The sequence below is a fragment of the Ovoidimarina sediminis genome (assembly GCF_032586175.1).
GTDB lineage: Bacteria > Pseudomonadota > Alphaproteobacteria > Rhodobacterales > Rhodobacteraceae > Ovoidimarina > Ovoidimarina sediminis.
Genome location: NZ_JAWHTE010000020.1, coordinates 1 through 20,466, shown reverse-complemented (window position 1 = coordinate 20,466; position 20,466 = coordinate 1). Strand labels below are relative to the sequence as shown.

General features: G+C 56.2%; 14 protein-coding genes. 8 read left to right on the top strand and 6 right to left on the bottom strand.

All coding sequences use genetic code 11. From position 1 onward, the window contains the following. Positions 1 to 71 precede the first annotated feature (71 nt). A complete protein-coding gene (gene ppsA / locus RXV90_RS19175) occupies positions 72 to 2,453 on the bottom strand; it encodes a phosphoenolpyruvate synthase (protein WP_316650727.1) in 2,382 nt (793 codons plus the stop codon). 128 nt (positions 2,454 to 2,581) lie between these two features. On the opposite strand from ppsA, the gene RXV90_RS19170 reads away from it, so the two are divergent. The 3 genes from RXV90_RS19170 to RXV90_RS19160 all read left to right on the top strand — a co-directional run bounded on the left by RXV90_RS19170 (position 2,582) and on the right by RXV90_RS19160 (position 6,791). Beyond that, positions 2,582 to 2,944, top strand: a complete 363-nt coding sequence (locus RXV90_RS19170; RefSeq protein WP_316650725.1) for a hypothetical protein — start codon at positions 2,582 to 2,584, stop codon at positions 2,942 to 2,944. 564 nt (positions 2,945 to 3,508) lie between these two features. Further along, positions 3,509 to 3,646: a hypothetical protein gene (locus RXV90_RS19165; protein ID WP_316650723.1), complete on the top strand. Its 138-nt coding sequence runs from the start codon at positions 3,509 to 3,511 to the stop codon at positions 3,644 to 3,646. A 1,576-nt stretch (positions 3,647 to 5,222) separates the two neighbouring features. Continuing rightward, a complete protein-coding gene (locus RXV90_RS19160; RefSeq protein WP_316650721.1) occupies positions 5,223 to 6,791 on the top strand; it encodes an inorganic phosphate transporter in 1,569 nt (522 codons plus the stop codon). A 399-nt stretch (positions 6,792 to 7,190) separates the two neighbouring features. On the opposite strand, the gene RXV90_RS19155 is transcribed toward RXV90_RS19160, so the two are convergent. Continuing rightward, positions 7,191 to 7,856, bottom strand: a complete 666-nt coding sequence (locus tag RXV90_RS19155) for a Crp/Fnr family transcriptional regulator (protein ID WP_316650719.1) — start codon at positions 7,854 to 7,856, stop codon at positions 7,191 to 7,193. 286 nt (positions 7,857 to 8,142) lie between these two features. Between RXV90_RS19155 and RXV90_RS19150 the strand changes: the two genes are divergently transcribed. Together RXV90_RS19150 and RXV90_RS19145 are read left to right on the top strand one after the other, a co-directional pair. Beyond that, the gene (locus tag RXV90_RS19150; RefSeq protein WP_316650717.1) at positions 8,143 to 9,774 is read left to right on the top strand and encodes a L,D-transpeptidase family protein; all 1,632 of its coding nucleotides are present in this window, start codon (positions 8,143 to 8,145) and stop codon (positions 9,772 to 9,774) included. Positions 9,775 to 9,952: 178 nt separating this feature from the next. Then, positions 9,953 to 11,101 (top strand): lytic murein transglycosylase, encoded by a 1,149-nt coding sequence (locus RXV90_RS19145; RefSeq protein WP_316650715.1) that lies wholly within the window; start codon positions 9,953 to 9,955, stop codon positions 11,099 to 11,101. Positions 11,102 to 11,157: 56 nt separating this feature from the next. On the opposite strand, the gene RXV90_RS19140 is transcribed toward RXV90_RS19145, so the two are convergent. Together RXV90_RS19140 and RXV90_RS25870 are read right to left on the bottom strand one after the other, a co-directional pair. After that, positions 11,158 to 11,571, bottom strand: coding sequence for a CBS domain-containing protein (locus RXV90_RS19140; protein WP_316650713.1), 414 nt, complete (start codon positions 11,569 to 11,571; stop codon positions 11,158 to 11,160). A 150-nt stretch (positions 11,572 to 11,721) separates the two neighbouring features. After that, entirely contained in the window at positions 11,722 to 12,204 is a 483-nt protein-coding gene (locus tag RXV90_RS25870; RefSeq protein WP_410482386.1) for a host attachment protein, read from the bottom strand. A gap of 875 nt (positions 12,205 to 13,079) precedes the next feature. Here RXV90_RS25870 and RXV90_RS19135 point away from each other — a divergent pair. Continuing rightward, entirely contained in the window at positions 13,080 to 14,090 is a 1,011-nt protein-coding gene (locus RXV90_RS19135) for a Gfo/Idh/MocA family protein (RefSeq protein WP_316650711.1), read from the top strand. A gap of 18 nt (positions 14,091 to 14,108) precedes the next feature. Continuing rightward, complete coding sequence (locus RXV90_RS19130) at positions 14,109 to 15,104, top strand: glycosyltransferase family 2 protein (RefSeq protein WP_316650710.1); 996 nt, start codon at positions 14,109 to 14,111, stop codon at positions 15,102 to 15,104. Between the two features lie 28 nt (positions 15,105 to 15,132). Here the strand turns inward: RXV90_RS19130 and RXV90_RS19125 are convergent, their stop codons facing one another. Continuing rightward, on the bottom strand, positions 15,133 to 16,212 hold the full coding sequence (locus tag RXV90_RS19125) for an NAD-dependent epimerase/dehydratase family protein (protein WP_316650708.1): 1,080 nt from the start codon (positions 16,210 to 16,212) through the stop codon (positions 15,133 to 15,135). On the opposite strand from RXV90_RS19125, the gene RXV90_RS19120 reads away from it, so the two are divergent. After that, complete coding sequence (locus RXV90_RS19120; protein WP_316650706.1) at positions 16,146 to 17,531, top strand: glycosyltransferase family 4 protein; 1,386 nt, start codon at positions 16,146 to 16,148, stop codon at positions 17,529 to 17,531. The two genes, RXV90_RS19125 and RXV90_RS19120, sit on opposite strands and share 67 nt — an antisense overlap. 386 nt (positions 17,532 to 17,917) lie before the next feature. Here the strand turns inward: RXV90_RS19120 and RXV90_RS19115 are convergent, their stop codons facing one another. Then, positions 17,918 to 20,263, bottom strand: coding sequence for an Ig-like domain-containing protein (locus RXV90_RS19115; RefSeq protein ID WP_316650704.1), 2,346 nt, complete (start codon positions 20,261 to 20,263; stop codon positions 17,918 to 17,920). Positions 20,264 to 20,466 lie beyond the last annotated feature (203 nt).

Sequence of the window (20,466 nt, the reverse complement as noted above, 5' to 3'; positions counted from 1 at the left end):
TCCTTCTTCTTTGTCGGACGATCTGCTGTTCGAGGAGACTACGGTCTTGGGTTCTCAGGGTGGGCTGGGAACTATTTCTCCGCGGCGGCGACGATGTTCTTCACTGCAAGAAAACTGTCAGGCGTCACGGAAATTGTATCGATGCCGGCATCGACAAGCACCGCGGCAAAGTCCGGATAGTTCGACGGGGCCTGCCCGCAAAGTCCGACCTTCCGACCTTTTGCATGCGCACGCTCGATAATCGATCGGATCATCCAGACCACCGCTGGGTGACGCTCGTCAAACAAAGATGCGAGTTTATCACTGTCCCGGTCGATCCCGAGGGTCAACTGTGTGAGATCGTTTGAGCCGATCGAGAACCCATCAAAGCGCTTGCAGAATTCCTCTGCCAGAATGACATTCGACGGCACCTCGCACATGACGTAGACCTGCATGCCGTCCTTGCCGCGTTCGAGCCCGTTTTCTTTCATCACTGCGAGAACGCGGTCGGCTTCTTCCGGAGTGCGGCAAAACGGGATCATAATGATGACGTTGTCGAACCCCATCTCGTTGCGCAGCTTGGCGACGGCCCGACACTCAAGAACAAATCCGTCACGGTAGCCGTCATCGTAGTAACGCGACGCACCGCGCCAGCCGATCATTGGGTTTTCTTCGTGCGGTTCAAACTGTCGTCCCCCAAGGAGATCGGCATATTCATTGGTCTTGAAGTCGGACATCCGCAGGATCATCGGGTTGGGGTAGGCAACCGCCGCGATCCGACTGAGACCTATGGCAAGCTGATCGATAAAGTACTGCGGTTTGTCATCATAGCCGGCCGTCATTGCCTCGATCTCGGTGCGCACGGTCTCATCGCGGACCTCGTCGAAGTGAAGAAGTGCTTCGGGGTGCACTTTGATTGTATTCGAGACGACGAATTCCATACGCGCGAGACCAACACCATCCGCTGGCAACTTCCACCAGCGAGCCGCGGTTTGCGGATTGGCGAGATTGAGCATGATGCGCGTCTTGGTTTCCGGAACATGATCGAGATCGAGCTGCTCGACCGTAAACTCTGCCGTGCCCCCGTAGACGAACCCCGTGTCTCCTTCGGCGCAGCTTACGGTAATTTCCTGTTCCGAGTGGAGAACATGGGTCGCGTCACCACAGCCTACGATGGCCGGCACACCAAGCTCGCGCGAGACGATCGCCGCGTGAGAGGTCCTTCCTCCATGATCCGTCACAATCGCGGAGGCCTTCTTCATGATGGGGACCCAATCCGGGTCAGTCGTCGACGTCACGAGCACCGCCCCCTCGACAAACTGGTCGATGTCTTTGACGTCTTCGATCAGGCAAACCAAACCGGTGGTTACCGCTGACCCGACCGAGATGCCGGTGACCAGCGTTTCGCCGTGCGCCCCGACCGTATAGGACTTCAGGTTTCCTGCATCCATGCGGCTCTGCACGGTCTCTGGACGGGCCTGGACAATGAACAACTCGCCCGTGATCCCGTCTCGGGCCCATTCCATATCCATGGGCAACCCGTAGTGGTCCTCGATCGTGACCGCCATGCGGGCAAGGTCCAGAACCTCGGCATCGGACAGGACGAACTGTCCGCGTTCAGCCTTGGAAGTCGGGACATTCCGGATCGTCTCGCCTGGGGTCGACGAATAGATCATCTTCATCTCCTTGGCGCCAAGAGATTTGGCGACGATCGGAGAGAGCGTCTCGTCCTGTAGAAATGGTTTATAGACCTGGAACTCGTCAGGCGTAACGGCACCTTGTACGACGTTTTCGCCCAAGCCCCAGGCGGCGTTGATCAGGACGACCTTGTCGAAGCCAGACTCCGTGTCGATGGAAAACATCACGCCGGACCCACCGATGTCAGACCGCACCATCTGCTGAACCCCCACCGACAGCGCGACCTGCGTGTGATCAAACCCTTGGACAGTGCGGTAGGTGATTGCGCGGTCCGTGAAGAGCGAGGCATAGCAATTCCGACAGGCCGCGAGCAATTCGTCCTCACCCACGACGTTGAGATAGGTTTCCTGCTGTCCGGCAAAGCTCGCATCGGGAAGGTCTTCCGCCGTTGCTGAGGATCGAACCGCAACAGGCAGGTTCTCCTGACCGGTCCGACGGCAAAGGTCCCGGTAGGCTTGGCGAATAGCCTCTTCGATATCGTGGGGCCAGTCGCCTGCAGCGATGGCCTGGCGGATCTTTTGCCCGGTTTGAGCCAGTGTTTTCTTGCCCGCTGTAAGCTCCGCAAGACTATCGGCGATCACGTCTCCCAGCCCGTTTGCATCGATGAAGCTCCGGAACGCATCGGACGTCGTGGCGAACCCGGGCGGAACCGCAATGCCTTTTGCAGCAAGGGACTGCACCATTTCCCCGAGGCTCGAATTCTTACCCCCCACGAGAGCAACATCTTCACGCTTTAGGTTGTCGAAGAATATGACTGCAACGCTATCGGTCGTCATGAGCACTCCTGATCTGGCACCGGTCCCGCGGTCAAACCTACGAGAGGCTGCGGTGGGCGCGTTGATCAGTGTCAAGGATTCCTAGTTCGGAACGGTTGATGCTTGCTTCAAAGAATGAGGACGGACACATGACACGATCGAACTTGCTCGAGCTTGCGGACAGGATTGAGGCCGCGCTGAAAGTCGAAGATGCCTTGGCGGGGGATATCCTGGCAGCGATTGCCGAGGTGGACGCAGCGGTTGATGCTCAAGGTAAGCTGTACAATCTCGACTCGACGGATCAATTGCTGTCGCTCGTTCACCTTGTGCTCCCTGGGTGGACGGTCAGTTTGAAGGGAAAGGCCTGGCAACCGAACGGGCATTGGGTGTGTTCCCTGAGAAAGACATCCAGCCGGGACAGTGACGAATTCATCGGGGTCGGTCGTGCGCCAACCGTTCCGCATGCACTGCTCGGTGCGCTTCTTCGCGTTCTGGGGCAGCAGTCGCATTAACAAGCTTTCAGGATGGCGGCGGCGTTCAGACCTGGCGCCGGGTACATCGCTGGACCCTTATGGAGCTTTGGGGACCTTTCCGTCCTGTACGGGCCTTTTGCGATTTTATGCTTCTGATGCCGTTGCCTGACCGCTCAATAGGGAGGCTCTGCGGAAGGGGACATGGCAGGCCTCGGCTTTCGTCTGGACCTCTTCCGCGGGTTTGATGTGCGGTTTTCTGATTGCCCGACTTCCAAGCCAGTGGAGCCAGGAGCGGTGATACGCCTCGGCTGGCCGCCGTTATGGGTCCCATTCCCGGAATGCCGAGTCAGATTGTAGACAACGCATACCGTCCCCAACTCAAACTGCCGGTAACGCAGACCAGGGCTTGGAGGACACTTCGCGTCACTGCAGGGCATTCATGACGCGGATCATTTGAGTGGACTTCAGAGTTTAATGCTTTTGAATCGGTGCCTTAGTCACCATAGCGGTGGGCGATCGGGAAATGTGTCGAAAATGTGGCGCAGATCACAGATCGGAGAATGCGATCTGGATAGATTGAACTAGGAAATCGGAGAAAGACCCATGCAACTCTACACAACCCGCACCAGAACAGATGTCCGCAGCGCCGCCCGGAAAGAGATCTACCATCAGGCCCTGGTCGCGGAGCGGTGGGCCAATGCGGGTCTGATTGGACGCCTCATGATGCGGGCCGGGATCTGAGCCAAGCAACGAGTTCAAAGTTTGACGAGGAGTGAATTAACGATGGATGCTTTCAATATTAATTTTGGGATCGGAATTGATCTGAAGCGCGACAAGCGCGGGGAACATAGGCTGGCAGACCGGAGAACACGGTCGCCGTTGGACTGGACACCGAAATAAGTCGAGGGACAAGGACCGGTCGGGATGGGAGGGGCGAGAGCCCCTCTCTTTTTGTGGTGACCTCTTCTTCGGCGTCGGGGCGCCCGTCCCATAGCGCCAAAACCCTCTTTCTAGGGTCACCACCTCGGAGTCTTGGGGGCCTGTCGTAGCTAGAGGGCGATCGGATAACAGGGCGCGTCTCTATTCCGCATGTGGCAGGAGCGCGCCGGCTCGTGCAGCTGATCCCGACGAGAATTCCGACCCGAACCGCCGATAGCGCACAACCCGTCTCAACGCTCAGAATTCTTCCTACCGATACAACTATGACATGCGCCCTACGGTCGGGATTACCTGAAGAAATGTGGCTTTGTCGACAGAAAGTCAGGGCGAATCGTGGTATGTTCACAAATCGGATCGGAGAAAGATCCATGCATGTATACACCAGCATCGCCAAATCAGACGCCTGCACAAATCGTTGTAAGGATGTTTGCCGCAAGCCGCTCATCGCAGTGCGGTGGGCCGAGGCTGGGCTCACCAACGGCATGAAGATGTGGGTGGGAATTTAAAGTCGAGACAGCGTTTACCCGTTTTTCTGAGGAAGGAGTTGAGATGAACACCTTCATGATCAGGTTCGGAATCGATTGGGATGCCAAGCAACATGATCGACGCGAAATCAGTTCAGCCGGACGGACAACACCTCCACGGTTCGACCAAGAGCGCATCGTAAACGAGGAACAGCGGCCGGTCGTGGAGCAGGGGCGTGTGTCCCTCCTTCTTGTATGGATTCGCGGTATCCGTCGCCGAGATCCCCGGCAGTAATGCCGTTACCGCAAACGGAGCGCGCCCACTAACCGAGGTCAATCTCCGGATAGTCGTCTTCGTTTAAGGGCTTGCTGCTTGGCTTGCGCAGAACGAGGTGTTCACCGACAGCGGCGAAAGTTTGCGCGAGGACGCGGGCAAGGGGGGTGATCACATGTCGAGACATCGTACTCTTTCAAGATTCTACTATTTGATTGAGAAGTACTTGCTCTGCCGGAGTTTGGATCAATCTCAAGGTGTTAGGTCACAGGTTCGTGTGTTTTCTGTGAACTATGGACCGTCACGGTGCCCCCCCCCGCTCTCACTCCTGGGGGGGACCCGCCGCAAGTTTCGGCAAGTCCCCAGAAGGCTAACGCCCAGGACACGAACTACCGATATCGCCTATACCCGGACACTCTAGCCGCCTCGAACTGTTGATAACGCGCCACTGCCTCAACGCTCACGTACTGCCTCAAGCGACTTAAAAGGGCACATGCAAGCGTGGAGTTTGTATTTGGCCGGACGAAACACGAAATGGCGATGGTTGCATCGGTTTCCTGCTGTCTTTGACCTCCGTCATTCCGTCTTTCTGAAGCCCTGGCATGATTCCATAGGAGATTGCGCGTAGACGGGGATTCTCTTGCTTAGAACTGACAACCTGGAAACTGCGATCCAACGAAACCGCGACGAGCTGTTCCGTTTCGGGACGGCGCTGCTCTTCATCGTGGGCATCATGCTGTTCACCATCGTGCGCACCGATGGCGGCGTTGACGGCATCCTGCTGGTCACTGCTGCGATGATCGGTGGCTATATGGCGATGAATATCGGCGCGAACGACGTGGCCAACAACGTAGGCCCGGCCGTAGGCTCACATGCCATCACGCTGACGGGGGCTATCCTCATCGCCGCCTTTTTCGAAGCTGGCGGTGCACTGATTGCCGGCGGAGATGTCGTTGGCACCATCAAGAGCGGAATTATCGACCCTGATCTGGTCGCCGACCGGGATACATTCATCTGGTTGATGATCGCCGCACTTCTGGCTGCCGCAGTCTGGCTGAACTTCGCAACCGCTGTGGGTGCGCCCGTCTCAACAACCCATTCGATTGTCGGCGGCGTTCTCGGTGCCGGGATCGCGGCGGCGGGATGGAATATCGCAGACTGGTCCGTCGTCGGCAAAATCGCGGTAAGTTGGGTGATCTCGCCGGTCATGGGCGGGCTGATCGCCGCCAGCTTTCTATATATCATAAAGCGCACCATCACTTACAAATCGGACGTTCTCGCGGCTGCCAAACGGATGGTGCCGGTCCTGGTGGCCACAATGGCCTGGGCCTTCGCCACATACCTGATGCTGAAGGGCATCAAGAAGATTGTTTCGGTGTCCTTTCCTGTTGCGGTGCTGATCGGGATTGCCGTGGCCGGAAGCGTCTACCTGATCATGCGTCCCTACATAGAGCGGATGACGACGCGGCTCGAGAATCACAAGGCGAGCGTGAACGACCTATTCACCGTACCCCTGATTTTCGCAGCAGCGCTTCTCAGCTTCGCGCATGGCGCCAATGATGTGGCGAATGCCGTGGGGCCGCTTGCGGGGATTAACGAAGCCATCGTTGGTAGCGGTGGAGTGATCGTCAACGCGGCGATCCCGCTCTGGGTCATGGCGGTCGGCGCGATCGGTATATCGCTTGGCCTCGCACTCTACGGGCCGAAGCTCATCCGGACTGTCGGCACCGAAATCACCGAACTCGACAAGATGCGCGCGTTCTGCATCGCGATGGCTGCAGCGATTACGGTCATTATCGCGTCGCAGCTTGGCTTGCCCGTTAGTTCGACCCATATCGCTGTTGGCGGCGTCTTCGGCGTCGGGTTTCTGCGTGAATACATCAAATCGAGCTACGCACGCATGCTCGATGAGATCCGCGAACATCACGCGGATCACGACCCCGAAGAAATCGAAGCGTTCCTAGTGCGGTTCGAGGCGGCCGATGTCTCAATGAAGGGTGAGATGCTGCGTGAGATGAAGGCGCAGGCTGCCGAAGACAGGCTCCTAGGCAAGCGCGAACGAAAAAGGCTCGGGCGAGTCCACCGGGTAGAACTGGTCAAGCGTAACCTCCTTTTGCGGATCGCTGGGGCGTGGGTGATCACTGTCCCGATAGCGGCGATACTCGCTGCTGCGTTCTTCTTCATGATCCGTGGAATGCTGCTACCATAAATACGGTGTCGGTGCGGGTCGGTCCTTTTCACGGCCCTCACCACCCAAGACTTTTTGCGTCAGTCTCTAGGTGAAAGGCGGTGTGTCGTGGCCCGCCCTGCAAAGAAGTGTGAGATGGGTAGGGTGCGCAGACTTTGGAGAAAAACCCTGTATCGCGTTCGCCACCGCGTGCCCGCAGGTGCGCGAACGCTCCTAGGCCTGCTGTTCATAGTCGGGGGCGTATTCGGCTTTTTGCCGATCCTTGGCTTTTGGATGATCCCACTTGGCATCGCGATTGTTTCGCTGGATCTAAGATCGGGATCGCGCGCCTGGAGGAGGTGGCGCAAGGGATGATCACTTCTCTCAATTGCGTCGGCGACAGCAAGACCTAAGTTCGCGAGGCACATCAACAGGCAGGCCTTAAGCAGATATGCGCTCTTTCTTCATGTCCCGCACGGTCCGCTCAAGCTCGCGTATCCGGCTTTCCATCTGACGCTGGTTCTCGGCCATTCTGTTCGAAATCAGCCGGGTCAACGCAAATCCGAACTCGGGATGCTCCTGGCAAAGCTTGAGGATCCTATCCCGCTCTATCCAATGGATCTCGCCTGTTGTGACACAAACAGCCGTAGCTGTCCTCGACTGCTCATTCGAAAATAGCCCGACTTCGCCCAGGAGCACCCCTCTTCCAATCGTCTTGTCAAGCTCCTCCAGCCTAATTTGCCCGCTAGAGATGTAGTACATTCTGTCCGCGACATCGCCCTTTCGAAAAATGACATCGCCTTCACGCATTTCGCACGGCGTCATTGATCCCAGGAGCAGGTCAATTGACACCTCTCCCCGCGCGGCACGGCGAACTCTTTGAATGCTTGTGAGCTGTTCCCATGTCCTGAAAATGTTAAGCGGGAGGAGAAATCCATGAAGCAGGATGATTGGCATAAGATCTGCGGCAAACCCATAGAGCAAGAAAGCCAGGTTTGATGAGATGGCGGCAATCCGCAGAGGGACGAGGGTCTTCATACAAAATGTCAAGAAGACCAGGATCGATGCCAAGTAACCGAGTGCTTCAACAGGATTAACCGCTGTCATGTTCTTCCGTCTCTTGAGGACCTGTCGTGACGATCCGAATTCCCCTGCGGCAAGTAAAGTAAGCCAATGCTTGGGTCGGAGTCTTAGTGGAGTTCTTCAAGGTTTCCAGACGTTATCCGCTTTGTGAGCCCTACTCGTATTGTCGAGAAGATTGCCTACTTTCTAAGGGTATGGTGAGCAGTTGGTGCGACGACTTGAAGGTCATATCCCGCTTTGGCCGAACGAGGATGGGACCGTGAATGCACGACTGGGATGTTGTAAGGTTCGACATCAAGGCTTGAGGCAATTGGGACGCCGTCTGATCGCTATTTGCAAGATCTTCAGCTCTCTGGTTCGTTCGATCGTTTCAATATCGATCTTGCTGGCCGGTTTTGCACGAGCCGATGCGTTGCAAGATGAGATCGCCCGCGAGATTGCGGCCATAGAAGCCGGAGAGATGAAGGTTATCGGCGGCGTGAGGCTCACGTCGCTCGATTTCGTTTCCGAGCTGTATTCTTTGCGGGATCATATGCCCCTATGGAGCAATGCCCTCCACAGCGAGGATTTGGTGCGTGAACTATTGGGGGCCAGACGGCACGGCTTTCAGCAGAGGGATTTCTCGATATCGTCGCTTCTTGAGTTGCGTCGCTTGGCGAATGAGGGCCCAGCGGCAGCTCAGGCCCGGTTTGACATCGCAGCCACCGAAGTCGCTGCACGGCTCCTCCATCATGTGTATCTGGGTAAGGTCGACCCCCTTTCTCTCGATCCCACCTGGTCTTTCGGCCGTGCATTCGTGCCGGCCAATGCCGCGGCAATGGTAAACGAATACCTCGAGGTGGCATCCTTCGGGGCACTTGTTGACGATATCGAGATTAACCATCCTGCGTATCTTGCGCTCCAGGAGGCTCTGGACCTGTACCTGTCAATAGAGGCTCGTGGCGGATGGCCTGCAGTGCCTGAGGGCAAAACCCTCCGCTATGGCGACAAAGACGAGCGTATCGCAATCCTCAGAAAGCGTCTTGCCGCTACAGGTGATTACACCAGTGTTCCAAGCGAGATGCAGGTCTTCGACGATGAACTCCTCGCGTCGGTTCAAGCATTCCAGGCGCGGCATGGGCTTGAAGTGGATGGCGTGGTGGGGCCCAAGACATTTCGCGCCCTAAACCAAACGGTCATGGAACGCATCGATCAGCTTCGCGCGAGCCTCGAGCGCGCGCGTTGGCTGTTTCGTGACCTCGGCAATGACTACGTATTTGTGAACATCGGCGGCCCGGAGGCGCAGTTCGTTCAGAACGGCAAGACGGTCTGGAAGGCGCGCGCAATTGTTGGCCAGGCCTTCCGCCAAACACCGGTCTTTCGGGACGAGATTGAATATATGGAATTTAATCCCACCTGGACGGTGCCGAGATCAATTTTTCTTAAAGACAAGCTCCCGCTGATCCGACGTGATCCTGGATACCTTGCACGCGGTGGCTTTACAGTCCTGGATGCGAAGGGGCGTCCGATCAGCCCGAACTTCGTGGATTGGGCAGGTACACCCAACATAACCCTGCGCCAAAGGCCAGGCCCGAAGAACGCGCTCGGGCAGGTGAAGTTCATGTTTCCGAACGCACACTCCGTTTATCTGCACGACACTGACGACCGCTCGCTGTTCGACCGCGCCGAACGCAATCTCAGTTCAGGTTGCGTGAGAATCGAAAAACCCTTCGAACTAGCTGACCTTCTTATGAAGGATGACCCAGACTGGTCTGCAACACGTCGTGCGGCCATTCTCGCGATCGGAAGCACGACGCGGGTCAGACTTCCGAAGCCGGTCCCGATATTGCTAACGTACTTCACGGCTTGGATGGACGAGGAGCGCGTGGTTCAGTTTCGCGAAGATCTCTATGGGCGGGATGCACGGATTCTGGCTGCACTCGACGCCGAGTTTCGCGGATGACCAGGTTGCAAGATGCTCAGGGATCTCTTCGGGACAGCTACGGAGGTCCGCCCGCAATAATCGGTCGTCTTCTTAGACCTTTTTCGTGGATTTCCGACAATCGACTTCCATCACCGGTCAATGATCGCCGGGCTGCCCCAACATCACCCCATCGCGGGGCAAGCGCGGAGGGTGCCTTGTGAAAATCAATCGGCGGAACTTTTCGGCGGGGCTGGCTGTTTTCGGCATTGCCGGCTGTAGTGGGGCTGACCCTTTCAGTGTTGAGGAGGTGGGGCTCGCTTCAGACCTACCTCCGGACCTCCGCCCTACGCCGAATGCTCGCTACGAGGAGTGGGTTGCGGATTTCCGCGCGCGCGCTGTCCGGCAGGGCTACTCTGAGAGCCTCGTCTCATCCGCCTTCCGCGGCACCGGATACCTTCCGGGCGTCGTTGAACGTGATCGCAACCAGATAGAATTCAGACGATCCCTGGAAGATTACCTGTCTATTACGGTTTCAGACGAGCGCGTTACCAAAGGACGCGCGTCATATGCCCGGAACAGGACGCGCCTAAAAGCGATCGAACGCGCTTCTGGTGTCAATGCCTACATTGTTGCAGCGATATGGGGCATCGAAAGCTTTTTTGGGGAGCGACGAGGGGAGGTCCCAGTCGTCTCTGCAACGTCGACGCTTGCCTATGACGGGCGTCGGGGCCGGTTCTTCAAGCGCCAGCTCTTCGCCGCGCTCGAAATACTTCGAATGAGTGAGGTCGCGCCGGGTGACCTCAGGGGGAGTTGGGCAGGGGCGATGGGGCACACCCAGTTCATTCCGACCTCTTACCTATTTTATGCGGTCGATTTCGACGGAGATAGCCGCCGCGATGTCTGGTCAGATGATCCAACCGATGCGCTTGCTTCCGCGGCGAACTACCTTTCCAGAAACGGCTGGCAGTCGGGGCTTCGATGGGGCGGCGAGGTTGGGAGTGACGCACCTTCTGGCAGTGTCATTCAGCCGCAGGCGGGTGGACCGAGGTTTTCCACAACGTCAAACTTCCGTGCCATCAAGCGGTACAACAATTCAGATGCCTACGCGATTGCGGTCGGTCACCTCGCCGATCGCATCGCCGGCGCGCCACCCCTTCGGGGCAGCTTTCCACCTGACGCGAACGGCATGACCAAGGACGATCGCATCGCTCTGCAGCGTCAACTGACGGCACGCGGTTTCGACACAGGGGGCATTGACGGCGTCATCGGTCCTACAACCCGTGACGCGATCGGAGAGTATCAGGCGCGTATGGGGCTGCCCGTGACCGGGGATCCGTCGATGGATCTGCTGCGCCGCCTGAAATGATCTTCAATTCTCTTCGAATCGTTTCGCCGGAACGGAGCAGAGCGCCGGGCGAATGGCTAACCTTTGCGTTTCCTCCTAGGCGTCGGGGCGTTCGAAATCACGAACCGCTTGCCTTCGACAAGTTTGAGAAGATCGAACGAACTAATGAGGCCGACGACTTTTTTTTCATGCGTGACGATAACATGGTGGATCTTGTGCTTCCGCATCACGCGGGCAGCCACGCTCACATCATTGTAGGCCGGAACGACAACGATATCGCGCGTCATGATCCGGCTCACCGGTGAAGTGTCTTTCACCCGGCGGGCAAGGTCAGTGGTGGTCACGATCCCGAGCGGTTCGTTCTCCGGCCCAACGATCGGGATGGAATGTACTTTGTTGCGGAGCATCATGTCCCGGACATGTCCCACCGTTTGATGGGGCGTCGATGTCACGACGCGCTTTGCCATCAGGTCCGCGATCTTTACTGCCACCGTCCTGTCCTCCGAAGTTGACCCCACATCGACGAGTGTGGCACGCCATCAGTTTAACTTCTCCGGAGGCGCTGTCTCTGTCCGAGATCAAGATTCTGCCCGTTTCCTGTTTTAGTGCCTGTTTGCCACGACACTCAGGCGGAGACGTCCTCACAGGTCAGAGATACGTCCTAGAGGCTTGCGAGTAGGGCATTCTGGAGCCCTCGGACAGGCATGTTTGTCAAGTCCTTTGGGACCTCCGCCACAGTTGTCTTTCGAAGATCGTCGCTTATGAAGATCGTCGCTTATTTTGTCTCTCAGGATGCCCAGGAATGAGGGTGGCACGGCGATGATGAACCCCGTAATTGGCATTTCACTGTGCCTGCGGGCGAGGTCTTCGAAAATCGCCTCGGCGAAGGCCTCAGCCTGCCGCCTCTCAGGATCCACAATATCAGTGGCACTGCCAGGTCCATGTGTCATCGCAGCAGCGCCACCGTCAAAACGTCGACCGGGCTGATCCTTGATCCTTCTTTCCTCGGTCTCCTGATCCGCATTGAGACGGTCCTGAACCCGTAGCCTGGGATTTGCGACAGGGCCTTCGTGCCCAGCAACATGGCTCTCCGAGCGTCGCAGGCTAGCACGACAACCATTCACGCCGGACTTGAACTGCCCATAAGGCGCCCCGTGTCTGACTCGAACTGCCGATAAGCCATCGCCGATTGCGCAGGGCCAAGAAAGAATAGACAGGGATCATTTGGCCCCCTCAGGCCATTTCGACGCACTACACCTCGAACCGGAGTTTGAAAGAATGGGTGGGTGTGTCGGTCTATCGCTGGAGCGGCCGTGCAGAGCAGCCCAGCCCAGAGTGTCTGGCCTCGGAGAGGGCTGCTTTCGCTCCATCCGGCTAGTGATATTGTTCCCCGTGCGGACTAGCCACGCTTTTTGGGGATCGCTATCCGTGGTCGATCTCCGGATAGTCGGCTTCGTTTAAGGGCTTGCTGCTTGGCTTGCGCAGAACCAGGTGCTCACCGACAGCGGCGAAAGTTTGCGCGAGGACGCGTGCGAGGGGAGTGATCATATGTCGAGACATTATACTCTCTCAAGATGCTACTATTTGATTGAGAAGTACTTGCGCCGCCGGAGTTTGGATCAATCTCAAGGTGTTAGGTCACATGTTCGTGTGTTTGCTGTGAACTATTGACCGTCACGGTGCGGCACTCCCCGCTCTCAGTTCTAGGGGGTGGATCCGGCGCAAGTTTCGGCGTGTCCCCAGAAGGTTAACGCCCAGGACACGAACTACCGATATTGCCTATACCCAGACACTCGAGCCGCCCCGCACTTCCGATAACGCAGACCTGTCCCGACGCGAACTTCCGATAAAGCGCCCGCGGGAAACGTCTGTGTTTCATGCGGTCGGCAGATGCATTTAGCGTGTGGAAAGCGCGATGCAGTTTCAAGGTGTGAAAACGGGACGCAATTCTGGTTTGCGTCAGGTCCATCTCAAACTATTGTGAGTAGGGGGTTTATGCATGAAGTTACGCGTGGGTCTGTTCGGTTGCGGAAGAATAGCGTCCCACTTTCATGCTCCAATCCTGTCTCAGCTCCCGGATGTTGAGCTAACTGCACTGGTGGATATTGACCCGGAAAACCGCGGGCGTCTCGTACATCTTGCACCCGGGGCGATGCAGTATTCGGATTGGCGGCGGGCACTTGAAATCGGCGCTCTTGATGCTGCTGTAATATGCCTTCCGCCTGCGTTGCATGCTCCCGTCGCCTGTGCCGCATTCGACGCATCCTGCGCCGTATATGTGGAGAAACCTCTGGCTCTCTCGTTGGAAGACGGGCGCTCTATGATCCGTCGTTGGCGACAGTCAGGAAAGACCGGTATGGTCGGCTTCAACTTCCGTTTCCATCCCCACTACCTTCAGGCGGTCGGCATGCTGAGGTCCGGACACTTGGGAGAGGTCTGCGCCGTGAGATCGGTGATGACTTCCGCAAAACGAGCGCTGCCGGGATGGAAGGCCAAAAAAAACAGCGGCGGTGACGCTCTGCTAGATCTCGCGATCCACCATGTCGATATTATCGGCTTCCTTACGGATTCTAGATGGCAGGTGGATTCTCTTCATTCCGTGAGCACACAGAAAGACTGCGGATCTGTGGCCATCCTTAGCGGCGCGCTGGAAACAGGCGCACCCGTATCTGTTACAGTCGCTCAGACAACTTCAACCAGCACTCATCGTATAGAACTTCTTTGTGAGAGAGGGCATTTGCATATCGACTTGGCTGACGCAGGTGTTCCGCCCTTGCAAGGAGGATCCAAACTTTCTCCAAGGCTAGCCCGACTTTTGGCCCGTCTTGCAGCTGTGACACCGCGAGAGTTGCTCCATAATCCGTATCGCGAGCCATCCTTCAGAATCGCACTTGAAGCCTTCGTTTCTGCGGCCCGCGAGAACAAACAAACTTCACCCGATCTTGAAGACGGGTTTGAGGCGCTCGAAGTTGTGTTGATGGCCGTGAAGGGGCGAACGCTGCAAAAGTGATCGAATAGGAGCCTTGTTTTGCCAAACGCCACCAAAGCCAGCAGCTCTCTTCCAGAGCTTACTGTCGTTCTGACAACGGCTGGGGATCGGCGCGTGCTTCACAGGACGTTGCAGGCGATCGCGTCACAAACCATTGCAGACCGAATTGAGCTCCTGATCACCTCATCGGATGCGTCGTATGCTGACGAAGAAACGGATCTGCTCTCCCACTTTCACGGCGTTCGCTTCTTTACTCAAGATGTGGATAATGTTGATTTTGCAGCAGGTAGTACGCTTAGGGAGGCCCGCGCCCCCTTTGTTGCTTCGATAGAAGATCATGCCTACCCGGAGCCAGAATGGGCTGAAAAGACCCTAGAGATGTTCGATGATAGGACAGTGGCTGTCGGCGCGGCCTTTATGGCCGCCAACGCAGGGTCGCGATTTGGATGGGTGAACATGTTGATTGCATTTGCGCCCTGGAGCGAGAAGACGCCAGAAGGAGATATTGACTGGGTTTGCCTGCACAACTGCACTTACAGAAGGTCTGCTTTGGAGGCCTTCGGTCCCGACATGTACACAAAGTTCAATCGTGAATCCGAAATCCTCCATGATTTGAAAAGTGCTGGCGGCGTTTTCCGCTTCTCTCCAAGTGCAAGGGTGCGGCATTTGAATGTGTCTAGTCTCCAATCGACTGCCGCGCTGCGTTTTACGGCGGGTCGCCTTTATGGCGCCAACCGGGCAGAAACTGAAGGGTGGAGCATCTTTCGTCGACTCGTATATGTTCTTCTGTGCCCGGCAATTCCATTCATCCGCTACGCAAGGATGCGCAAAGGGATTTTTGGAGGCCACCCACAGATTGCCGAGAGGGGGCTCGGCCCTGTTGTTCTTCTAGGCCTCGTATTCGACGCGGCTGGCCAGGGCATCGGCTACTGCTCAGGCCCGGGAAATTCGAGAGCGAAGTTGGTGCGGCATGAAATGGATAGGTTTGAACATCTGAACCGCAAGGATCTTGAAGTTTTTGGCGCTTGGACTTGATTGGCGAGTATCGAGGCTACGCGAGGTGCTAGAGCAGTCCCTGCCGCCGATACCAATTTGCGGTTTTGCGGACCGCTTCGCGTACCGGTACGCCGCGACGCAAATCGAGGTCGGCACGCGCTTTTGACAGATCGTAGCGTCGAGGATTTACGTGGAAATCGAGGTTCTCAACTCCAGGTAACTGCGCTTTGAATGGCTGCCCCATCCGCTCGTAAAGAAAGGCCGCCGGACGAATGATTGGATCCAGCCAAGCCTTTCGTTTTACCTTGCCGCCCGTTTCTTCAGCGATGATTGTAAGAAAATCCCACAGGCGTAAGGGCTCGCTACCGATTAAGTACACTGGTGCCGATTGCGTGGCGACAGCCGCGCTGGCGATGATTGCATCTGCAATATCGTCGACATAACTGAAATGATTGTACTGGCGGCCGCTTCCAATCAGCGTGAACGATTGCCGGGCGATCAAACGAAACACGCGTACCATTGTTGGATCGCCCGGTCCGTAGGTGTGTGTCACTCTGCAAATTGTTGCCGCAAGGCCAGTCTCTTTACAGATCTGACGTAGGGTTTTTTCTGCGTCGAGCCGGAGCACTCGGTAAGGGCGATTGGGGTGCTCGGGGGTTGTCTCGGATATAGTCGAGTACCCATGGTCACCGGATACGCCCGCTGAACTCGAGAGTACCATGCGCCGCGCGCCAGCAGTTACCGCTGCCTCAGCGACATTTCGCATGCCTCCCAAAATGACCTCTCTGTTCCCGGCGCGGTGCTCGACCCGTCCCGCATCCGGTCCACTGCCAATCGCGTGACGCACCACAGCTAGGTGAATGACTGTATCCACGTTACGGAAAGCGAACCCTAGGCTCGAAGGATCCGTAATGTCTCCAATCGCAAGTTCGACCCCAAGTGCAGAGAGACGCGCGGTGTTGCTTGTCGGCCTGACAAGAGCGCGCACGGCAGCGCCCCTTTCGACAAGCATTTCGGCAACCACGGTGCCGATAAATCCCGTTGCGCCAGTGATAAGGCACTGTCCCAATTTGTCCTGAAGTGACTTTGACATGCCGAAGACGAAAGCACTTTGCATGCCTGCTGACAACGGTTCGCGGTTCCACATGCACTGTAACTAACCACTCTTTTAAGATACCTTGCGGCTTCGAATGGCATCTCAAAGCTAGCTTGAAGCAGATTGCAGGAGGTCAACACTACGGCACATCTTGGCCGGGCGAAGTTGGGACGGGGGCATCAAAAAAGCCATTGAAAGTTTTGCTCATCAGTGATTACGGCTCTCCCTCAGGCGGTGCAGAGCTACAGATGCTTGCCTTGAAGGAGCACCTAATCTCGCGCGGGCACGACGTGCGGTTTCTGTCGTCTGACGTCATGCTACATGGGGTTGCGACTTTGGCGGACCGTACCTGCAAGGGGTATTCCGACCGAAGGCAGGTGCTTACGCAGACTTTAAACCTGAGTGCTTTTCGGGCCTTACGTAGAGAGCTTCGTGAGCATCCGCCCGACGTTGTGCACATCCGTATGTTCCTGTGGCAGCTTTCACCGCTTATTCTTACTGCTCTCCGTGACGTGCCAGTCTTGTTTCAAGCCGCCGTCTATAAGGCTGTCTGCCCCAACGGTCTGAAGATCCTGCCGGACGCTACTCAATGCACGTCCCGGGCGGGATATGTCTGCTATCAGACTGGGTGCGTATCAGCCGGAACGTGGATCTCGGCGATGGCGCAATTGGCCATGCTTCGACGCTGGCGGCAAAACATAGATGCAGTCGCTACGCTAAGCCAAGCAATGGCTAGGATCTTTGAAGAAAACGGCTTTAAAGATGTGCTGGTCCTGCCGAACGGTATCGATGAGGCGCCGTACTGTCCGTCGCTCAGCAGCTCTCCACTTGTGGCGTATGCAGGACGTCTTTCTCGCGAGAAGGGACTGGATGTCCTTTTCGATGCTTTCGATGGAGTTCGGAAGCGTCTTCCGGGTGCCAGGCTCCTTGTCGTCGGGACTGGACCACTTGAGGACGTGCTTCGACGCAGGGCGAGAGGGGCCGGTTCACAGGTGCAAATTGAGGGACAGCTCGAGTACGCCGACCTACAGGAGCGACTTCAAGAGGCGTGGGTCCAAGTAGTCCCCTCCGTCTGGCAGGAACCATTTGGCAATGTATCCCTCGAAGCAATGATACGAGGCACGGCCGTGGTGGCGTCAGATGTCGGAGGACAATCGGAGCTAGTTGATGATGGAAGGACTGGGTACTTGGTCCGACCCGGCGATGTCGAGATGCTGACAGAAAAATTACTACGCTTAGTGACAGACCGCGCACATGCTGAGGCTCTCGGGCAGGCTGGACGCCAAAAAGCGCAAGCGTTCTTCACGCGACGCGCAGCAGTCGACAGAATTGAGCAAACCTACGAAAAGATCCTGGCGTCTGCCCGGTAACATCAGTGATCACGTCAGCGGGTGCTCACGGCTTAAAAACAAACGCTATGGGGCCTTGCAAATTAAACATCTTGGAGTGCTGGGTCCCAAGCTCCACTCGAACTGCCGATGAAGCGCCGGAGAACTTGGACTGCTATACTGTCTACCCCCAGTTCTCGTGGCATCTGCCGATCGCCTGATCCACCCTTCAGCGGCTAATGGGATGTCTGGATCTTGAGCCAAAAACGGAAAATCGATCCGCCGTTTCCGAATTCGTCCGAAAGCGGGTAACCTCTGAGAAGTCATCAATTGGGAACTCGAAAAGGAAAGCATCGAACCCTTTGATAAGCGCAGAATATTTGGCGCCGCATGCGCCAGCTCTCTCAAGTGGTGTCTGCAGCACCAGATCAGAAGATGATAGAGGTTTCGTCGAACTCTTGCTCTATGCCATCGATCCCCAAAAGGGTGATCGAATTTTCACCATCGGTGATTACAGTATTGCCGTCGACGTTGGTAATAAAAAGATCTTCCAGTGTCAGATTGGAATTCGAGAAACTGAGATAGTCTTCCCCAACCGCAAAGTCCTCGATCACGTCTTTGCCCCAACCGGCGCCGATGGCGTAGGTGTCGTCACCAGCGCCTCCGAAGAGGCTGTCGTTGCCGCCGCCTCCGCTGATGAGGTTATCGGCATCGTTTCCAACGATCACGTCATTGTACTGGCTTCCAATTGCATCCTCGATTTTAGTGCCGAAGGCGATCGCAACATTTTCCATTCCTGCTGATGCAACGCTGCTGAACGCGCCTTCGTTGAGGTCGATCCCGACACCGAATGTGGCCGCTGACATATCAATGGTGTCATGCCCTCCGCCGTCCCAGATTACTTCTGTCCGGTCTGACAAATCGTCGAAGTTGTAGACGTCATCTCCTGCAGCATGGGTGCTGTTGGCGCCGTAGAGGTACTGAAGTGCCGCGACATCATACAGTTGGAAGGAGGTCGGAGCGCCGCTGTAGCTTGGATGGCCGAACGCATCCATGACAGTGTACTTTTGATTTTCCTCACTCTCTGGAAGCGTTGCATGATCGAGGCCGACTGCATGGCCAATCTCGTGCATGAGTGTGAAGTACTGAGCAGATCCGCCCTCGAAGCCGTCTCCAAGGTAGGCAAATACAGAGTCTATCCAAACGTCGCTGGCCGTTGTGCCAACTTCGGAGCCTTCCGGTTTGTATGCCAGGCCGGAAAATCCGGAGAGATCGGCCTGGCCGAAAACCAAGGTTGCCTCTCCAGGGTCGGCGACTTCTACAAATGTCAGGTTCGCAAAACTTTCGATCTCTGACAGAATCTCCAAAGTGGCCACTTGCTCTGCATCGCTGAATGCTCGAAACGTTGCCGCAAATGATCCTTCGCCTGGATAATATTCGGGCGCAGTGTTCGCGAAACTATAGGTAACGGTTGCGGATGTTCCGATCTCGCTGCCCATGTTCAGGCGGTATGGATCCCCGTAAATTAGACCATCGACGTAATATGGCGCTGGTTCTGTCTCAGGCGGGTTCGTTTCAGGTGCAGGGGCGGTAACATTGATGGACACAGCTGCAACGGCGGTCTCGCCAGAGGGATCGACGGCCGAGTAATAGAAGCTGTCCTCGCCTGTGAAGCCATCTGCCGCTGTATAGGAGAAAGTGCCATCGACCTGCATGGTCACGGTGCCGCCATTGGCCGTTTGTATCGGGACTTCACCCTCGGTTGCTACGAAGTCGACGAGTGCATCCGGGCTCGTCCCGACGGCGGAAATCCTGAGCAAATCCCCATCTGGATCTTCATCATTTTCCAATGTGTTCGGTGAGCCGAAGTAATCAGCGCCGGGATCGAAGGTGAAGAAATCGTCGGTAGCGATAGGGGCATCATTCACGGGTGCGATGTCCATCGTAACCGTCGCAGTGTCGATCGCACCGTTCTCATCCTCGACTGTGTAGGTAAATGTGTCCTCTCCGTAAGCATCTGCCGCGGGAGTGTATGTCAGGGTGCCGTCGTCGTTGATGGACACCGTGCCCTTGGCGCCCTGAGTGACGCCAGTAATTACGAGACCAGAACCAGCATCATTATCGAGGACAGCAATTACATAGCTTTCGTCCTCAAGTGTATTGCCACTGTCTGATGCTGCGCTGAGGTCCGGCGATGGAGTTGTAAAAAGTGTGGCAACCTCTACGAGGTCATCGTCAAAGAAAAGCCATTCGATCCCACTCAAGAGATCTCTGAAGCCGGTTACGAGAGAGGTCACAACAAGGTTGTCGTCGACAATCTCAATTGAGTAGTCGGCGACTGGGCCATCGAAGTACGCGATGTCCGATCCATCTCCACCATGAAGAATGTCGGATCCGTCACCTCCAAAAAGCTGGTCGTCGCCGTCACCACCTGTCAGAGTGTCGTTGCCGGTCTCTCCGTATAGGCTATCATTGCCAATGCTGCCAGTGATCTCATTATCTTCGTCGTTACCTCGGCCTGCAAAGTCACCCGATCCTTCATAAATGAGGTTCTCGACATTCGGATCGAGCGTCCAATCAATGGAAGTGAAAACAGTATCCGTGCCGGCATTATTTTTCTCGAAAATCAAGTCACCTGGGTCGTCGACATAATAGGTATCGTTGCCTCTGCCGCCGACATAGGTTCCGGCATGACCGTCGGCCGCGTAGATTAGGTCCTCATCTCTACTATTACCCGAGCCACCGTTACCCTTGTCTGTATTATTCTTTGGCATGGCTGTGCTCGTCCCGAAAGCATCGCATCGGGTTGCTAGCGCGATTATTGGTCAGGGTTGCGGCAGCAATATGGCAAGAGTTAGAGCTTCACGATGACACATGAAGTGAGTTCACACTAAAGCATGCGACTGAAAACCTGAATCGCGGGGATTCCTGTTGGAGCTGATTTGTGATTCATCCTGTCTGGGAGGATGGATCATGT